Origin of the sequence: Prevotella sp. AGR2160, assembly GCF_000424185.1 — a bacterium.
Classification (GTDB): Bacteria; Bacteroidota; Bacteroidia; order Bacteroidales; family Bacteroidaceae; genus Prevotella.
Map to the genome: position 1 here is coordinate 37,224 of NZ_AUJK01000019.1, position 15,578 is coordinate 52,801.

Annotated in this window: 14 protein-coding genes and 1 pseudogene; 5 read left to right on the forward strand and 10 right to left on the reverse strand. The window is 50.4% G+C overall.

What is annotated here, in order from left to right:
- Nucleotides 1-7 precede the first annotated feature (7 nt).
- Entirely contained in the window at nt 8-727 is a 720-nt protein-coding gene (locus tag G604_RS0110550; RefSeq protein ID WP_028910539.1) for an ABC transporter ATP-binding protein, read from the forward strand.
- A complete protein-coding gene (locus tag G604_RS0110555; protein ID WP_028910540.1) occupies nt 724-1,599 on the forward strand; it encodes a S1 RNA-binding domain-containing protein in 876 nt (291 codons plus the stop codon). The genes G604_RS0110550 and G604_RS0110555 overlap by 4 nt, the downstream gene beginning before the upstream one ends.
- Here the strand turns inward: G604_RS0110555 and G604_RS0110560 are convergent.
- Together G604_RS0110560 and trpS are read right to left on the reverse strand one after the other, a co-directional pair.
- Nucleotides 1,579-2,985, reverse strand: a complete 1,407-nt coding sequence (locus tag G604_RS0110560; RefSeq protein WP_081657746.1) for an MATE family efflux transporter — start codon at nt 2,983-2,985, stop codon at nt 1,579-1,581. The two genes, G604_RS0110555 and G604_RS0110560, sit on opposite strands and share 21 nt — an antisense overlap.
- A gap of 127 nt (nt 2,986-3,112) precedes the next feature.
- A complete protein-coding gene (gene trpS / locus G604_RS0110565) occupies nt 3,113-4,204 on the reverse strand; it encodes a tryptophan--tRNA ligase (protein ID WP_028910542.1) in 1,092 nt (363 codons plus the stop codon).
- Between the two features lie 149 nt (nt 4,205-4,353).
- Here trpS and G604_RS0110570 point away from each other — a divergent pair, with 149 nt between their 5' ends.
- Nucleotides 4,354-7,179, forward strand: coding sequence for a M16 family metallopeptidase (locus tag G604_RS0110570; RefSeq protein WP_028910543.1), 2,826 nt, complete (start codon nt 4,354-4,356; stop codon nt 7,177-7,179).
- Nucleotides 7,180-7,262: 83 nt separating this feature from the next.
- Here G604_RS0110570 and G604_RS0110575 read toward each other — a convergent pair whose 3' ends face one another.
- Nucleotides 7,263-8,360, reverse strand: coding sequence for a cation diffusion facilitator family transporter (locus tag G604_RS0110575; protein ID WP_028910544.1), 1,098 nt, complete (start codon nt 8,358-8,360; stop codon nt 7,263-7,265).
- Nucleotides 8,361-8,463: 103 nt separating this feature from the next.
- Here G604_RS0110575 and G604_RS0110580 point away from each other — a divergent pair, with 103 nt between their 5' ends.
- A complete protein-coding gene (locus G604_RS0110580) occupies nt 8,464-9,357 on the forward strand; it encodes a YitT family protein (protein ID WP_028910545.1) in 894 nt (297 codons plus the stop codon).
- Between the two features lie 274 nt (nt 9,358-9,631).
- Here G604_RS0110580 and G604_RS0110585 read toward each other — a convergent pair whose 3' ends face one another.
- The 3 genes from G604_RS0110585 to G604_RS0110595 all read right to left on the reverse strand — a co-directional run bounded on the left by G604_RS0110585 (nt 9,632) and on the right by G604_RS0110595 (nt 11,334).
- A complete protein-coding gene (locus G604_RS0110585; protein ID WP_028910546.1) occupies nt 9,632-10,366 on the reverse strand; it encodes a YjjG family noncanonical pyrimidine nucleotidase in 735 nt (244 codons plus the stop codon).
- Entirely contained in the window at nt 10,367-10,819 is a 453-nt protein-coding gene (locus G604_RS14190; protein ID WP_081657747.1) for a SagB/ThcOx family dehydrogenase, read from the reverse strand. It abuts the gene before it with no gap.
- A 92-nt stretch (nt 10,820-10,911) separates the two neighbouring features.
- Complete coding sequence (locus tag G604_RS0110595; RefSeq protein WP_036905409.1) at nt 10,912-11,334, reverse strand: DoxX family protein; 423 nt, start codon at nt 11,332-11,334, stop codon at nt 10,912-10,914.
- Between the two features lie 263 nt (nt 11,335-11,597).
- Here G604_RS0110595 and G604_RS0110600 point away from each other — a divergent pair, with 263 nt between their 5' ends.
- Nucleotides 11,598-12,692 carry a metallophosphoesterase gene (locus tag G604_RS0110600; RefSeq protein ID WP_028910548.1) on the forward strand — a complete coding sequence of 365 codons (1,095 nt, stop codon included), beginning with the start codon at nt 11,598-11,600 and terminating at the stop codon, nt 12,690-12,692.
- Between the two features lie 24 nt (nt 12,693-12,716).
- Here G604_RS0110600 and G604_RS14195 read toward each other — a convergent pair whose 3' ends face one another.
- The 4 genes and pseudogenes from G604_RS14195 to G604_RS0110620 all read right to left on the reverse strand — a co-directional run.
- Nucleotides 12,717-13,409, reverse strand: a complete 693-nt coding sequence (locus G604_RS14195) for an AAA family ATPase (RefSeq protein WP_051220364.1) — start codon at nt 13,407-13,409, stop codon at nt 12,717-12,719.
- Between the two features lie 270 nt (nt 13,410-13,679).
- Entirely contained in the window at nt 13,680-14,753 is a 1,074-nt protein-coding gene (locus G604_RS0110610; protein ID WP_036905386.1) for a hypothetical protein, read from the reverse strand.
- Nucleotides 14,737-14,886: a DUF3791 domain-containing protein gene (locus G604_RS15720; protein WP_081657748.1), complete on the reverse strand. Its 150-nt coding sequence runs from the start codon at nt 14,884-14,886 to the stop codon at nt 14,737-14,739. Before G604_RS15720 ends, G604_RS0110610 begins: the two co-directional genes overlap by 17 nt.
- Before the next feature lie 126 nt (nt 14,887-15,012).
- A pseudogene (locus tag G604_RS0110620) lies at nt 15,013-15,318 on the reverse strand (IS1380 family transposase); the annotation flags it as partial.
- Nucleotides 15,319-15,578 lie beyond the last annotated feature (260 nt).

Below are 15,578 nucleotides of genomic sequence, written 5' to 3' on the forward strand. Positions count from 1 at the left end.
GAAAAAAATGATAGACGTAAAGAATATTACCAAGTCTTTCGGCACGTTGCAGGTGCTTAAAGGCATCGACCTCCATATCGACAAGGGAGAGGTCGTGAGTATCGTCGGCCCTTCGGGTGCCGGCAAGACAACCTTGTTGCAAATTATCGGAACCCTTGACAAGCCCGATACAGGTACCATCGTTATTGACGGCACCGATGTCAGCAGTCTCTCGGCGAAGAAGCTGGCAGACTTCCGCAACCAGCATATCGGCTTCGTCTTCCAGTTTCATCAGTTGCTGCCGGAGTTTACGGCCCTGGAGAATGTGATGATCCCCGCCTTCATCGCCGGTAAGGGCCGTAAGGAAGCGAAGGAGCGTGCAGAGGAGCTGCTGGACTTCATGGGACTCGGTGATCGTGCCTCTCACAAGCCCAATGAACTCTCCGGCGGAGAGAAACAGCGTGTCGCCGTCGCCCGTGCCCTTGTCAATAATCCTGCCGTCATCCTCGCCGATGAGCCGTCGGGAAGTCTGGACTCGAAGAACAAGGCAGAGCTTCATCAACTTTTCTTTGACCTTCGCGATAAATTTGGCCAGACCTTTGTCATTGTTACCCACGATGAAAATTTGGCGAAGATCACGGACCGAACGATCCACATGGAAGATGGCCGGTTGATAGAACTGACTGTTTCTGAGGACCAGAACGGGACAGAAAGCAACAGCGAACAAGAAGGAAAGGAGACGATATGAAGACAACACTGAAACTCGGCGATTACAACACGCTGAAGATGACAAAGGTGGCCGAGCGTGAGGACCCGCATGCCTTCAATGGCAAGGAAGTATTCGGTATTTTCCTTGACGGTGGCGACGAGGGCGAGATCCTCATGCCACAGAAATATGTACCCGAAGGCGTGAAGCCCGGAGATGACGTGCGCTGTTTCCTCTATCTCGATCAGGATGAGCGACTCATCGCTACCACGGAGACACCGCTGGCCAAGGTTGGTGATTTCGCTTACCTCAAAGTGAACTGGGTGAATAAGTTTGGTGCTTTCCTCGACTGGGGCGTGCTGAAGGACGTGTTCTGTCCGTTCCGTGAGATGAAGAAGAAGATGGAGATCGGCGAGAGCTATATCGTCTATATCCATATCGACGAGGACAGTTACCGCATTGTCGCTTCGGCGAAAGTGGAGCATTTCTTCTCCGAAGAGAAGCCGACGTATAAACATGGCGACGCTGTCGATCTCCTCGTATGGCAGAAGACGGATCTTGGTTTCAAGGTGATTGTGGATAACAAGTTTGCCGGACTGCTCTACGATGATCAGATCTTCCAGCCTCTGCATACCGGTGACCGTGTGAAGGGATATATCTCTACTGTTCGTGATGACGGAAAGATCGACGTAGCGCTGCAGCCTACGGGAATGCGACAGACCAAGAGCTTTGCTGATGAACTGTTGCAGTATCTCAAGGATCATGACGGTCATTGCGATCTTGGTGACAAGAGTGCTGCCGATGATATCTATGATCGCTTCCATGTCAGTAAGAAAGTCTTCAAGCGTGCCGTCGGTGATCTTTATAAGCAGCGGCTCATTACCGTCAGCCCTTTAAGCATCGCGTTGGTTTGACGGAACATGATGAATCATGTCCCTACGGTGGAGCAGAATGGCTTCTACGGCACCACGGGTGATGAGATAGAGGATGAAGGCCAGCCACAGACCGTGGTTGGCGAGGAAAGGGAAAGAGACGAAGTATACCAGGAAGAACACCATGGCGGCGCTGACGGAAGAGGCGAGCATGCCTTTCGTATTCGTGATGCCCACGAAGATGCCGTCGAGCAGGAATCCCGCAATACTCGTTACGGGGATGAGTGTAGACCACCAGAAGTACGGGCCAACGGCGGTTAATACCCCTTTGTCGTCGGTCAGCAGTCTGAGCAGCCATCGTCCGCCCCCTATATATAATAAGGTGAAAAGGACGGCCAAAAGAAAGCCGATCTTGAAGAGTGCCCGCAACAGTTCCTGAAACATGGTTCTGTTGCGGGCACCATAGTATTTCCCGCCGAGGGCTTCCGCGGCATAGGCGAAGCCATCAGAGAAATAAGAGAATATCGTGAAAAACTCCATGAGCAGTGTGTTCACGGCAAGAATCATGGCTCCTTGGCGCGACCCGGCCGATGTGAAAAACAGCATGACGGCGACAAGGAAGAGCGTGCGTACAAAAATGTCCCTGTTAACCACGAAGAATTGCTTCATGGCCGATGCCTCGAAGATTTTATGCAAGAGCGAAGTCTCCGTTGACTGACGGAGGTAGCGACCGAGTTGACGATAATACCGTTTAAGAATCAACAACGAGAGGAGGAAGCCGCTCCATTGTGCGATGACCGTTCCCCACGCCACGCCGGCGATATCGAGATGGCAGGCGAAGACGAGGGAGAGAGAGGCGATGATGTTGATGATATTCTGCAAGATAGAGACGATCATCGGCACCTTCGTGTTCTGCATGCCCACATACCAGCCCGTGAGTCCGTTGAGGCCGAGGACGGCAGGGGCGCCCCAGATGACGATATGGCAGTAGATACTTGCTAGACTGCGGATATTCGTTGCCGGTGCCATCGACGCGAAGCCGAGGGCGATGAGCAGTTGTTGAAGGATAATGAAAAGCAGTCCCATGCCCGTGCCGATGGCGAGGGTACGGAAGAGAACGAGAAGAGTCTCCGCGAAATCCTTGCGGCCATAGGCTTGTGAGGTCATGCCACCCGTGCCCATGCGCAGAAAACCGAAGATCCAGTAGATGACATTGAAGAACATCGATCCCACGGCGATGGCAGCGATATATCGTGCGTCACCGATATGTCCGACAATCGCCATATCGACGAGGCCCAACAACGGCACCGTGATATTGGAAATGATGCTGGGGATAGCGAGCGTAAAAGCCTCACCCCCAACCCCTCTCCGAAGGGAGAGGAGAGTGATATGTCTTATCGCTGATTTGAGGGAGAGTCTTTGTTTCATGTTTAAGTATTATTGGGGACGGAACATAATAAATTATGTCCCTACGAAGGGAATAGACATTTTACTCCCCTCCCTTTCGGGGAGGGGTTGGGGGAGAGGCTGTAGTGGTGGGTGGTGGTAGAGGCTGTTATTGCTTCTTAAACTTCTCAGCCTGTTCCTGGATGAGGGCGGCATCGTTGAAGTAATCGATGCGCATGGCCTTGCGGACCTCATCCATCGTCTGAGCGGCGACCTCGCGGGCCTGCTCGCTGCCTTTCTTCAGAATGTTGAAGACTTCAGGAATATCCTGTTCAAACTGGGCGCGGCGCTCGCGGATCGGGTCGAGCATACGGTTGATGACTTTCATCAACAGTTTCTTGCACTTCATATCCCCGATACCACCGGCGGTATACGCAGCCTTCAGTTCGTCGAGATTTTTGAAGTCGGGCCAGAAGTCAGCGAAGTCCTGATCGGTGGCGAAAGCGTCGAGATAAGTGAATACGGCATTGCCTTCCACATGACCGGGATCGGAGACATTGAGATGGGTAGGATCAGTATACATGCCTTTCACCTTTTTCTCTACTGTCTTGGCATCATCAGAGAGATAGATACAGTTGCCGAGGCTCTTGCTCATCTTTTCTTTTCCGTCGGTACCGGGGAGTCGGCGCGCCACGGCATTCTCCGGCAACATCAGCGAAGGCTCCACGAGGACGGGAGCATAGATCTGGTTGAAGCGATTGACGAGTTCACGCGTGAGCTCGATCATCGGTGCCTGGTCCTCGCCAGCGGGTACTGTCGTGGCCTTGAAGCAGGCGATGTCGGCAGCCTGTGACACGGGGTAGCAGAAGAAGCCCAATGGTACAGAGTTCTCTCCGAAGCCGCGCATCTTCACTTCCGTCTTCACCGTCGGGTTACGCTGCACACGGCTGACGCTGACGATGTTCATCAGATATGTTGTCAGTTCGGCGAGCTCGGGGATCTGACTCTGAATGTAGAGCGTACATTTCTTCGGGTCGAGGCCGGCGGAGAGATAGTCGAGGGCTACCTCCACGATATTCTGTCGGATCTTCTCCGGGTTGTCGGCATTATCGGTGAGCGCCTGCACGTCAGCCATAAAGACGAACATGCGGTCGTAGTCTCCTTCATTCTGCAACTGCACGCGGCGGCGCAGAGATCCTACATAGTGTCCGAGATGCAGGCGACCCGTAGGCCGGTCACCTGTGAGGATGATTTTTCCCATATGATTGATGAACTTTAATATTTATATTCGTTAAATTCCTTGCAAAAGTACAATAAATATCGTAAAAAACAAAATCAAAAATTGTTTTCTCCGCCTTTTTTCTTAAATTTGCAACAACTTTACGTACTGAATCTTATAAACCTCAAGAGATGAGACTAAGAAATCTACTATTTTCAGCAGCGCTCTTGCTGCTCGGCATGGTGCAGGCGATAGCCCAGCAGATGCCGCCCATCCCTACAGATCCGGCCGTCAGGATCGGCCATCTGAGTAACGGATTGACCTATTACATCCGTCACAACGCGTATCCTGAACATACAGCCAGTTTCTACATTGCCCAGAAAGTAGGATCACTGCAGGAGAATGACGACCAGCGCGGTCTGGCCCATCTCCTTGAGCACCTTGCCTTCAACGGTACGGAGCATTTCAAGGATGATAATCTCCGCAACTATCTCCAGTCGATTGGTGTGGAGTATGGCAGCAACCTCAATGCGTATACCGGTTTTGACCAGACGGTATATTATTTCACCAATGTACCGACGACGCGTGCCACGGCCATCGACTCCTGCATGCTCATTCTGAAGGACTGGAGCAACGGTATCTCCCTGACGCAGAAAGCCATTGACGATGAGCGTGATGTGGTCCACAACGAGTACCGCATGCGCATGACTGCCCAGCAGCGTATCCTCGAGCGTGCTTTGCCGAAGCTCTATCCCGGCAGCAAGTACGGCGAGCGTATGCCGATCGGCTTGATGAGTGTTGTCGACGGTTGCAAGCCCGATGTGCTGCGTGCTTACTATCACAAATGGTACCGTCCCGACAATCAGGCGCTGATTATCGTTGGTGATGTCGATGTCGACAAGATTGAGGCCACCATCAAGAAACTTTTCTCCGGCATCACGGTGCCGAAGAATGCCGCCAAGGTCGTTCCTGTTGCCGTTCCCGATAATGCCCAGCCGATCATCGTCGTCGATAAGGATAAGGAACAGCAGCAGAATCTCATCCTGTCTTTCTTGAAGCATGAGGCTACGCCCGACTCTCTGAAAGGCAATATGGAATATATGATAGAGGACTATGCGAAGAACGTCATCAGCAGCATGCTCAACGAGCGTTTTTCCGAACTCTCTCAGGATGCTTCCTGTCCTTATATCGGCGCCAGCGCCTACGATGGCCAGTATCTCGTCAGCCGTACGGAGGATGCCTTCACCCTTCAGCTCCTGCCGAAACCCGGCAAGACCGTTGAGGCTTTCCAGTCTGCTCTGGAGGAACTGAAGCGTGTCCATGACTTCGGTTTCTTGCCTACGGAGTACGCCCGTGCGAAGGCTGACTTCCTCTCTGCCGAGGAGAAGGCTTACAGCAACCGCAACAAGATGAAGAATGAGGAGTTCACGAGCCAGTATGTCGACAACTTCGTAGAGAAGGAGCCGATTCCCTCTGTGGAAGATGAGTATAAGATCTATCAGATGATTGTCCCGAATATTCCCGTTGAGGCAATCAACGAGGCTGCTAAGGAACTCGTCAACCTGAAGGACTCCAACTTCGTCACCCTCGTCTCCATGCAGGACAAGGAAGGCGTGGAGATCCCCACGGAGGCCAGTCTGAAGGCTGCTTTCGACAAGGCGAAGACCGCTACGGTCACCGCATGGGTGGACAACACAAAGCAGGAGCCGCTCATCGCCCAGGAGCCGAAAGCCGGCAAGATTGTGAAGACCGTAGAAGATAAGAAACTTGGCTACACCGTCATGACGCTCTCCAATGGCGCCCGTGTGGTGCTGAAGAAGACCGACTTCAAGGACGACGAGGTGAAGTTCCTCGCCCGTGCCAATGGTGGTATGCTCGCCGTGAAGAAGGATCTCTCTTTCCCCGATTATCAGTTGGCTGACCAGGCGCTTAACGCCAGCGGTCTGGGCAATTTCTCCAATACGGAACTCACGAAGGCTCTTGCCGGCAAGCAGGCCAGCACGAGTTTCTCCCTCACCGACAACCGTCGTCTGATCAACGGCTCTTCCACACCGAAGGATCTGAAGACATTGCTGCAGCTCGTCTACCTCGACTTCACGGCCGTGAAGAAGGATGAGAAGAGCGTGAACAACTCCCGTGAGTATCTCATCAATATTCTGAAGGATAAGGATAAGAATCCGAACATCGTCTATCAGGACTCCGTCCTCCGTACCACTACCGGCCATGACGCCTACAGCCGTGTGCTCACTGCCGATGACGTGAAGGCTGCCAACTACGACAATATTCTCGCTTTGGCGAAGAAGATGTATGGCAATGCCGCCGACTTCACGTTCTATTTCGTCGGTAACTTCAACGTTGACTCCCTGAAGCCGCTGATCCAGACCTATATCGCATCTCTGCCGTCCAAGAAGGGCGAGACGTTGAAGGTTATGCCTTATCCGACCTATAACGGAGAGGTGAAGAACCTGTTTACGAAGTCTATGGAGAATCCTCAGTCGCAGGCCCGTGAGTACTGGCGTTCCAACCCTGTCGCTTATACGCTCCGCAACGATGTGCTCAATGATATCGCTGCCCGTCTGCTCGAAATGGATTATAACGACAGCATCCGTGAGAAGCTCAGCGCCGCTTACTACGCAGGAGCAACCCAGCGTGTTGCTACGACGCCGGATAAGAAAGCCGTCTATTCTGTCATCGGTGTCTCCATGCTCAACCCTGCGAAGGTCGATGAGGCTCTGCCGTATTTCTTCATCGGTATGAAGAAGGCATCTACCGATCCCAATGCCGCCAATCTGCAGAAAGTAAAGGAGATTCTCCTCAAGCAGGCTGATGTCAACGCTAAGGACAACGACTACTGGTTGGGAATCCTCGTTGATGCCCTGGACTACGGCCGTGACTCTTTCACGGATTACAAGAAGACCGTTGCTTCCGTCACGGGTCAGGATATTGCTAACTTCCTGAAGACGGTCATTCTCTCTTCCGGCAATCACGCTGAGATCATCATGCGCGCCACGAAGTAAACCGATTTATTCACTATAAAAAATCCTCCCCAAACTATTTTGATAGTTCGGGGAGGATTTTTGTTTTGACAGGGTTCACCTTATTAATATATGTGATCGATATCCACGTCGAACTTGTAGCCGGGGAATTTCTCCTCGAAATGCGCGGTGATGGCCTTGCGGAAGCGGTCGTCATCGGTGACGTCGCGGTCGGGGATGATATCGATGGTGATGAGTTTCTTATCCTCAAAGACATAGAAGGCGTGGCAAAGCATCACATGAGGCTGGCTGACGGCTTCATGGAGTACGGCGATGCGCAGCTGCTGGTCACGCTCGCTGGAGTTGATGGCGTAGATGCCCACGGTGACGATGATGCCGTGGCATTGCCACAGCTTATCACTGATATGCCGCGTGAGGAGATGAATCTCGCGGGCCGTCGTCGTGTCGAGGACACTGACATGGAGGGAGCCGATGATTGTTGAGGGACCGTAGTAGTTGAGGATGACGTCGAAGACGCCGTTGACGCCCGGTTCCTTGAGGACTTCCTGGATGATGCCCTGCTTCAGTTCTGCCGGCACCGGCGTGCCGAGGAGCTGGCTGACGGGCGCGATGAGCATGTCGTAGCCCGCCTTGATGACGACGCAGGCGATGAGTGCGCCGACGATACCGTCGAGGTCGATCCCCGTGAAGAGCATCAGTAGGGCCGTGAGCAGCGTGCCCGTGGTGACGACGGAGTCGAAGAGGGCATCAGCGCCGCTGGCTTTCAGTGCGTCACTGTTGAGCTCCTCGCCGCGTCGCTTGACATAGCGTCCGAGGAAAAGTTTGATGATGATGGCCACGATGATGACGATGAGTGTCACGGTGGAATATTCCGGCGGGGTGGGGTGGATAATCTTCTTCACGCTCTCCACCATGGACGAGACACCGGCGATGAGCACGAGGACGGCGATGAGAATGGCTGAGAAATATTCGATGCGGCCGTGGCCGAAGGGATGCTCCTTGTCGGCCGGACGAGCCGATAGCTTGGTGCCGACGATGGTGATGACACTCGAGAGGACATCACTGAGGTTGTTGACGGCATCCATGACAATGGCGATGGACCCGGCAATGAAACCTACGATGGCCTTGAAGATGACCAGGAGGATATTCGCGGCAATGCCGATACCGCTCGTACGGATGATAGCTTGATTCCTATCTGTCATAATCTGATTCTTTTAATCCCAACAATGTTTCTTCCAAACGAGGTGCAAAGTTACCATTTTTTTTATTAATTTTGCAACCATAAACGTATAATCTTCTGAAAAGATGACGAGAAAGAAATCACGGGCGTCATGGCGCCTGGTATTAGACCTGTTGACCATTGCTTTCGGCATGGTGCTCGGCTCTTTGGGGTGGTGTACTTTTCTGTTGCCCCATCACATCACGATCGGCGGTCTCCCCGGTATCTCCTCCCTGGTATTTTGGAGTGTCGGCATCCCCGTACAGTACACGTATTTCACGCTGAATGCCATCCTGCTGGTTGCGGCACTGGTGATCCTCGGATGGAAATTCTGCTTCCGCACGATCTTCGCCGTATGTATCTTCACGTTGATGACTTCCGTGCTGCAGTCGGGCGGCGTTCAGCCCCTCTTTGCCGACCAGCCCTTTCTGGCCTGCCTCATTGGTGGACTGTTGATGGGTGTGGGCATGGGCCTGGCGCTGATGTGCAACGCCAGCAGCGGCGGCAGTGATGTCATTGCGGCGATGGTGCATAAATACCGCGACATCAGTCTCGGACGTGTCATCCTGATTTGCGACCTGACGATCGTTACGTCGTCCTATCTCATCATTGGCAGTTGGGAGAAAGTGATCTACGGCTATATCGTACTCTTCGTGATGTCGGCCTGCGTGGATTATGTCGTCAATGGCCGTCGCGGCAGTGTCCAGTTCTTTGTCATCTCCGACCAGTGGGAGAAGATCGGACGGGCCATCAACGATGAGATCGACCGTGGCTGCACGCTCATCGACGCCCATGGCTTCTACACCGGCAAGCCCGTGGGCATGCTCTTTATCATCGCGCGCCGCACGCAGCGCCGTGACATCTTCCGTGTCATCGATGAGATCGATCCCCATGCCTTTGTCTCCCAGAGCAGTGTCAGTGCCGTCTATGGCATGGGATTCGACAGAATGAAGTTTAAAAGTAAAGAAGTAAAAAAGTAAAGAATTAAACGTAGGGACTTGATTTATCATGTTCCGCCAATCTAAATGCCTTGTTTACAAAAATATCTCAATGAGATAATTTTTTATCTCATTGAGATATTTTCGTAAATGACGTGTTTGTATTTCGGATCCTTTATTCTTCCACTTGCAGGGGCCGTCCCTTGTGGCGGCCCGTCGGCGGTTACGCCGAATGATCCACCGTTGTCATGGTGAATGCCGTACCGGCATCGGGCCGCCACAAGGGACGGCCCCTGCAAGTGACGGAAACAATTTTTTACGGAAGGATGCTTTTGATTTCGGAGAGATGATTGACGACATACTGCGGCTGGGGATCGAGGGCCTTTACGTCTATCTGCCAGCGGTTGAAGAGGATGGCGTCGATACCGGCATGGAGGGCTCCGGCGATGTCAGTGTCGTAATGGTCACCGATCATGAGCGTCGCCTCGCGTTTGGCGCCCGTTTTCTCCAAGGCATAGTCGAAGAAGGCCTTGCGGGGCTTGTTGGCGCCGGCATCCTCACTGAGGATGACCGTCGTGAAGAAAGGTTCGAGGCCACTCGACCGCAGTTTCCGGTATTGCACCTCGTGGAAGCCATTGCTGCAGATATGCATCCGATAACCTTTCGCCTTGAGATCAACGAGCAGGTCACGGGCTCCCTCCACGATGCCCGGCTCGCGGGAGATGATGTCGCCGTAACGGTCGCTGACGGCCACGCACCAGGCGTCAGAGATGAAGGAGGTGTCGCCGCCACACTGCGAGATCATCTTCGTCACGGGCTGACGGAAACGCTCAACGATGAGGGTGTCGCGGTCAATCTTGCCGTGGGCATACTTCTCCCATACCTCGTGATTCGTCTCGTAGTAAGCCTCGCGAAAGGCATCGAAGGAGGGCATGACCTTTTGCCATTGCCGTTCGTCGAAGAGTTTCCGCAGGGCAATCATGCTGTTGCCGTAGGTGTCGTAGAGCGTGTCATCAAGATCGATGAACAAGTCGTGATAATGCTTATTCATTTATTCTTTCGGATAACCTATCTGGCTGTTCATAATCAGATCATACTGTTCGCCGAGCCCGAGTGCCTTTTTCAGGGCATCGGTATCCATGGTGGCGCGCGGCACGGTGTTCAGTCCGAGAGCCGTGCAGATGAGACAGATGTTCTGAGATACATAACCGCAGTCGACGGCACCCATGCGGCTGGCGGCAGCAGCGGGGAGATTGCCAAACTTACTATGGTCGCTCACGAGTACCAAAGAGACGGGAGCCGTGGCGGCGAAAGCCTGACGGCCGGCGACGGCGCTGCGCAGGTCAGCCTTGCTGACTGGCTTGAGCTGATTCTCTTTCGGCAGATAGAGATAAGCGCCGTCCTTGCGGACGACAAAGACTTGGATGTCCTGGGCGTTGATGGCGGAGGGCACCGTCAGTTTCCCGCTCTCCGGCCGGTTGATGCCGCAGGCCGCCCACAGTATCCAATTTGTCTTTGATACTTAAACGTCATATCTATTTAGTTTATCGCAAAGATAAATATTATTTTTGAAGTTGGCAAAAGTTTTATGTTTTTTTAGTCCAATATGCTTCCTTTTGTCAGCGCGTATTTCCCGGCACCGGAGAAGAAGAGGACGGCGGCGCCAAGGAGATAGAGCATCGGCAGTTCAATGGCCCAGCCGCCCGTCATCGGATCAACGGAGAAGATCATGGAGGAATGGGCCATGAGAATGGCTACGGCCATATTGCCGACGAAGACAATGGCGGCGAGGCGCGTCCACGCACCGACGATAAGCATCAGCGAGGCGATCACTTCCGCGGCGACGGAGAACCAGGCAATGAATGTCGGCAGTCCGAGGGCGGCGAGCATGTCACCGATGAAGCCTACTCCGACGAGGAGCTTATGGATACCGTGGAAAAGCATCAGCCCACCGATGGTGAGGCGGAGCAACAACAGCGCTACGTCTGTATTGCGAAGGAAATCTTTCTGTAGTTTCATAATCATCAATTTTAAATTTTGCTGCAAAGTTACGACATTTTATAAAATGTACAAATACCACGATTATAGTATTTTTGAAGAAGATGATATAATTCACGGATAGCAGCCGATGAAAATGATAAAAAATGTAAGAAAAATTGGTGGTATCAAACTTAATATCTATATTTGTCACGCCAATCAACATAACTATGTTGATTACAACTCGTAAATATGTCGTTTATGAGTCGTAAATATAATATTTAGAAACAGTAAATATAGTAAACATGCAGAGGCTCGCGATATTCATTTTCCTCCTCCTGCCGATTCTCGCGCAGGGATATATCTCCTGGCGGACGTGGCAGCTATTGCCGGCTATTCCGGCGCTTCGCATCACGGTCGTGGCACTGATGGCGCTGGCGTTTATCCTGTTCTTCGTGGCGATGTCGGGCGTGATCAACCATTGGCCAATGGCGCTGGCAACGGCGACCTATGAGATCGGCACGTCATGGCTGATCGTTCTGCTCTATCTCTTTATGATCTTCCTCGTCCTCGACATCCTCCGCCTTTGCCACTTCGTGCCTGTCACGGCGGTGCGGGAGAATGGCATCACGACAGCCGTCATGGCTGTGGGACTCACGGCCCTTTTCTTCTTTTCCTGGCGGCATTATGAGGATAAGAAGCGCGTGGAGATGACGGTGAAGACAGAGAAGGCTATAGGCAGACCGAAGAAGCTCGTGCTCGTCAGTGATATTCATCTCGGTTATCACAGTACTCGCGGTGACCTCCGTCGCTGGCTGCAACTGTTGAAAGCGGAGAAGCCCGACGCCATCCTTATTGCCGGGGATCTCATCGACGGCAGCTATCGTCCTGTGGCAGAGACGCGGATGGCAGAGGAGTTCCGGCGGTTGGGCATTCCCGTCTATGCCTGTCTCGGCAATCATGATTATTATACGGGCGTCAGCAACGACTTGCTCTTTTGTAAGGAAGCGGGTATTCATGTCTTGCGCGACGCGTACACGGATGTTGACAGCATTACGGTGATAGGCCGTGATGACCGTACGAATCTCCATCGCAAACCGTTATCAGCCGTTATGAAAGGCGTTGATCACCAACGTTTCCTTTTGGAATTGGATCATCAGCCTTATCATCTCGAGGAGGCAGAGCGCAACGGCGTTGACTTTGAGTTTGCGGGACATACCCATCACGGACAGGTATGGCCGCTCAATTGGATCACGGATGCCGTCTACGAGGATGCTTTCGGTCCGTTGCGCAAAGGCCATACGCAGTATTATGTCAGCAGTGGCCTTGGTATCTGGGGCGCGAAGTTCCGCATCGCCACGCAGTCGGAATACATCGTGCTGAATATCGTAGGGAAATGACATCGTCTTCGATTGCTAATTCATTTATATCGCATTTCTGATATCATCTATCTTAATTTCAGAGAGCATTTCTTTGGTCATATCACCTGATTTTTGCAATCTATCAGCCTGTGACTCGACGACTTTCTCGAATAGGTTTCGAACTTCTCGTGCATTACCAAAGTCTTTTCTTTTATGAGCGACTCTTTCTTCTAATAGTTTCTGGAGAAAAGGTTTAGCATCGTCAGAAAGATGGTATTCAAACTTCTGCATATTCAACTCGAATATCTGGAACAGTTCCTCAGCGGTGTAATCAGGGAAATGTATGTATCTGCTGAAGCGTGAGCGCAGTCCGGGGTTAGAGTTAATGAAGTCTTCCATCTCCTTGGTATAGCCAGCAAGGATAACGACAAGTTTATCCCTGTCATCTTCCATTCTTTTTAGGAGTGTAGAGATAGCCTCCTTACCGTAATCGTTGTCTCCTCCCTGAACTAGGGAATAAGCCTCGTCAATAAACAACACCCCACCAATAGCCTTATCTATTATCTTATTGGTTTTTACGGCGGTCTGGCCTACATACTCGGCAACAAGACCGGAGCGGTCTGTCTCGACAAGCTGTCCTGTTTCTACAATACCCAAATTTTTGTAAATCCCTGCCAATATTCTGGCTACTGTTGTCTTTCCCGTACCTGGGTTGCCGGTAAAAACACAGTGATAGGACACAGAGGGTACCTTCATACCCAGCGTCTTCCTTTTTTGGTTGACGGTTATGAAGTTGACCAGCGATTTAATATCATTTTTTACTTCCTTCAGTCCAATGAGATGATCCAGACTATCCAGTGATTCATCAGAAGCACTGTCTACCGTAATACCAACTTCAATAATACCAGCATCATTGCCCAGTTGCTTAAGAAATAGTTTCTCTTCTGTCGAGAGCGTCCCATCAGCATAGGCAAAGCAAAAAGCTATTTTGTAAAGTATCTTTTTGTATTTCTGACTTTCCTCGTCTCAGCTTATACTTTTCAAAATCAGGGCAACCTGATAATCTTTCACTTCAGCTTCTTCTGTACTGACAGAGGTGCTCGATTGAAGATAGTCGTTTAGTGACCTCTCTGCAGAAGTAATTTCTTTACAGTCTTTGCCAGACATGTATGAAATTAACAAGGACCTGAACTTTGAATAGTCCAGGAATTTGTCATTACTGAGCATCATCAGGGCAAGCAACGCCTGTCCTTCAAATCGCTTGCAGTTGATCTTAGGTGTCCCATCTAAATTAAACGTGCCACCATAAAGGGTTGAAATTGCGAATCCCATGCTTGCCATACAAGAGAAGACATCTTTCATAGCTAATCCATAAAACATGTCCGGCACATTCACAGATATAGTGAATTCTGGCATGTCGTATATAGGATTAGACTTTTTGGTAAGGTCAATGATGTAATCGTAAATTTCTTTGTCCTTCCCAACTTCTTGACAATAATCCATAAGCTCGTTTACAGCATTCTTGAGATTCGTAAATTGCTGCTCAGTAAGATAAAGTTTTGTAGGGTTGTCTGTTGTTGATCCTTTGCCGCCAGTGTTAGAGTTTTGTCCATCCTGTGAAGTCTGGCTTTGTTTTAAGCCTTCATGGCTAGAATTTACGGGTGAAGCTCCGTTGCTTGCGGATGTTTGTGCATGATGGGTTTCTAAAGTAATGGGACTGATATCGGTTACATCGTCTTCCGTATCCTCCTCATCACGTTTGCTTTTAAATAATGATAAGAGAAGAGATAAACAGCCTTCATGACCTCCGGGGTCTTTGGAGTCTGGTCTGTTCCTAAAGAAATGGCTAATAGCAATAATGACAATCGATGCCAATAATAAATATACTACGGCAAATACGATTGAATAGATGATGATATGGCCAAATCCATCGCCAGGCGACTTTGTCTTGTAGTAAAAATAAAGCCACACGATAACTAATATGAGACTAAAGCATCCACCAGGAAAGCATCCGTCTTCACTATTTGAACTATTTCCTAACATATCAAAAATATCATCTGGATAATCTGAGAATGATAGACACTCATACAAGCACTTCATTCTCCTTCATATAATCTATAAGGCCATCTGCATATTCATTACTGAAAGTATGAAGAGTATCGTAGCCCTTTATGAAATACCCTCCCCCTATGCCCGACTTTTTAAGCCGGGCAAATACATCGGCTTGATTCATAACTATGCTTTGAAGCTAAGGGCCGATACAGTATTCTGCAAAATAGAATTGATAGAAGTTCATATCTTTTTCTTTGCCACAAAGATAATAACTTTATTTCAAAGCTACAAGATTATTGAATGAAAAAATGTTATCCTGGGTCAGTTCCTTTATGGCTCTGAGAATCGTGTCGGCACTGCATGTGCGAAGTGTCGGATGAAGCGAGAGGTGATACATCAGATGAGTGGTGACATCCTCGATGCATGAGCCGCCACAGAAATAAACGCTCATAAGCGAACGGATGATTTCGCTGTATTGATAACCATACAGCCTGCATCTCATACCGAGGGTTGAGTCGATTACAGATGAGAGCTTGGAATCAAATTGCTCCATTATTGGAAAAATACCTCCAAAAGGAGAGAGTTTCTCAGATTTTATTGCTACCTTTGCCATGTCTGTCGGGTTTGATACATATTTTGATTTGCAACACTAAGATAGGTGAAAAATCTGACATGGCAAAATCCTGAGCAACTTTTTGTTGCTCAGGTACTTATAAATAAAGTTAAATCAAAGTGTTGCGGAATTAAGGTCAAATTTGCATATGATGAATAAATGCTTTAACTTTGCAAACGAAATAAAGATAATATGGAACAGACGCAATATAACCAACTCTTCTCCTTCATCTGGAACATTGCCAACGATGTCTTGGTGAA

Excerpts from the sequence above, each read along its gene's own strand:
- G604_RS0110550 (WP_028910539.1), top strand. The coding sequence starts at position 8 with ATGATAGACGTAAAGAATATTACCAAGTCTTTCGGCACGTTGCAGGTG.
- G604_RS0110555 (WP_028910540.1), top strand. The coding sequence starts at position 724 with ATGAAGACAACACTGAAACTCGGCGATTACAACACGCTGAAGATGACA.
- G604_RS0110560 (WP_081657746.1), bottom strand. The coding sequence starts at position 2,985 with ATGAAACAAAGACTCTCCCTCAAATCAGCGATAAGACATATCACTCTC.
- trpS (WP_028910542.1), bottom strand. The coding sequence starts at position 4,204 with ATGGGAAAAATCATCCTCACAGGTGACCGGCCTACGGGTCGCCTGCAT.
- G604_RS0110570 (WP_028910543.1), top strand. The coding sequence starts at position 4,354 with ATGAGACTAAGAAATCTACTATTTTCAGCAGCGCTCTTGCTGCTCGGC.
- G604_RS0110575 (WP_028910544.1), bottom strand. The coding sequence starts at position 8,360 with ATGACAGATAGGAATCAAGCTATCATCCGTACGAGCGGTATCGGCATT.
- G604_RS0110580 (WP_028910545.1), top strand. The coding sequence starts at position 8,464 with ATGACGAGAAAGAAATCACGGGCGTCATGGCGCCTGGTATTAGACCTG.
- G604_RS0110585 (WP_028910546.1), bottom strand. The coding sequence starts at position 10,366 with ATGAATAAGCATTATCACGACTTGTTCATCGATCTTGATGACACGCTC.
- G604_RS0110595 (WP_036905409.1), bottom strand. The coding sequence starts at position 11,334 with ATGAAACTACAGAAAGATTTCCTTCGCAATACAGACGTAGCGCTGTTG.
- G604_RS0110600 (WP_028910548.1), top strand. The coding sequence starts at position 11,598 with ATGCAGAGGCTCGCGATATTCATTTTCCTCCTCCTGCCGATTCTCGCG.
- G604_RS14195 (WP_051220364.1), bottom strand. The coding sequence starts at position 13,409 with ATGAAGGTACCCTCTGTGTCCTATCACTGTGTTTTTACCGGCAACCCA.
- G604_RS0110610 (WP_036905386.1), bottom strand. The coding sequence starts at position 14,753 with ATGAAGTGCTTGTATGAGTGTCTATCATTCTCAGATTATCCAGATGAT.
- G604_RS15720 (WP_081657748.1), bottom strand. The coding sequence starts at position 14,886 with ATGAATCAAGCCGATGTATTTGCCCGGCTTAAAAAGTCGGGCATAGGG.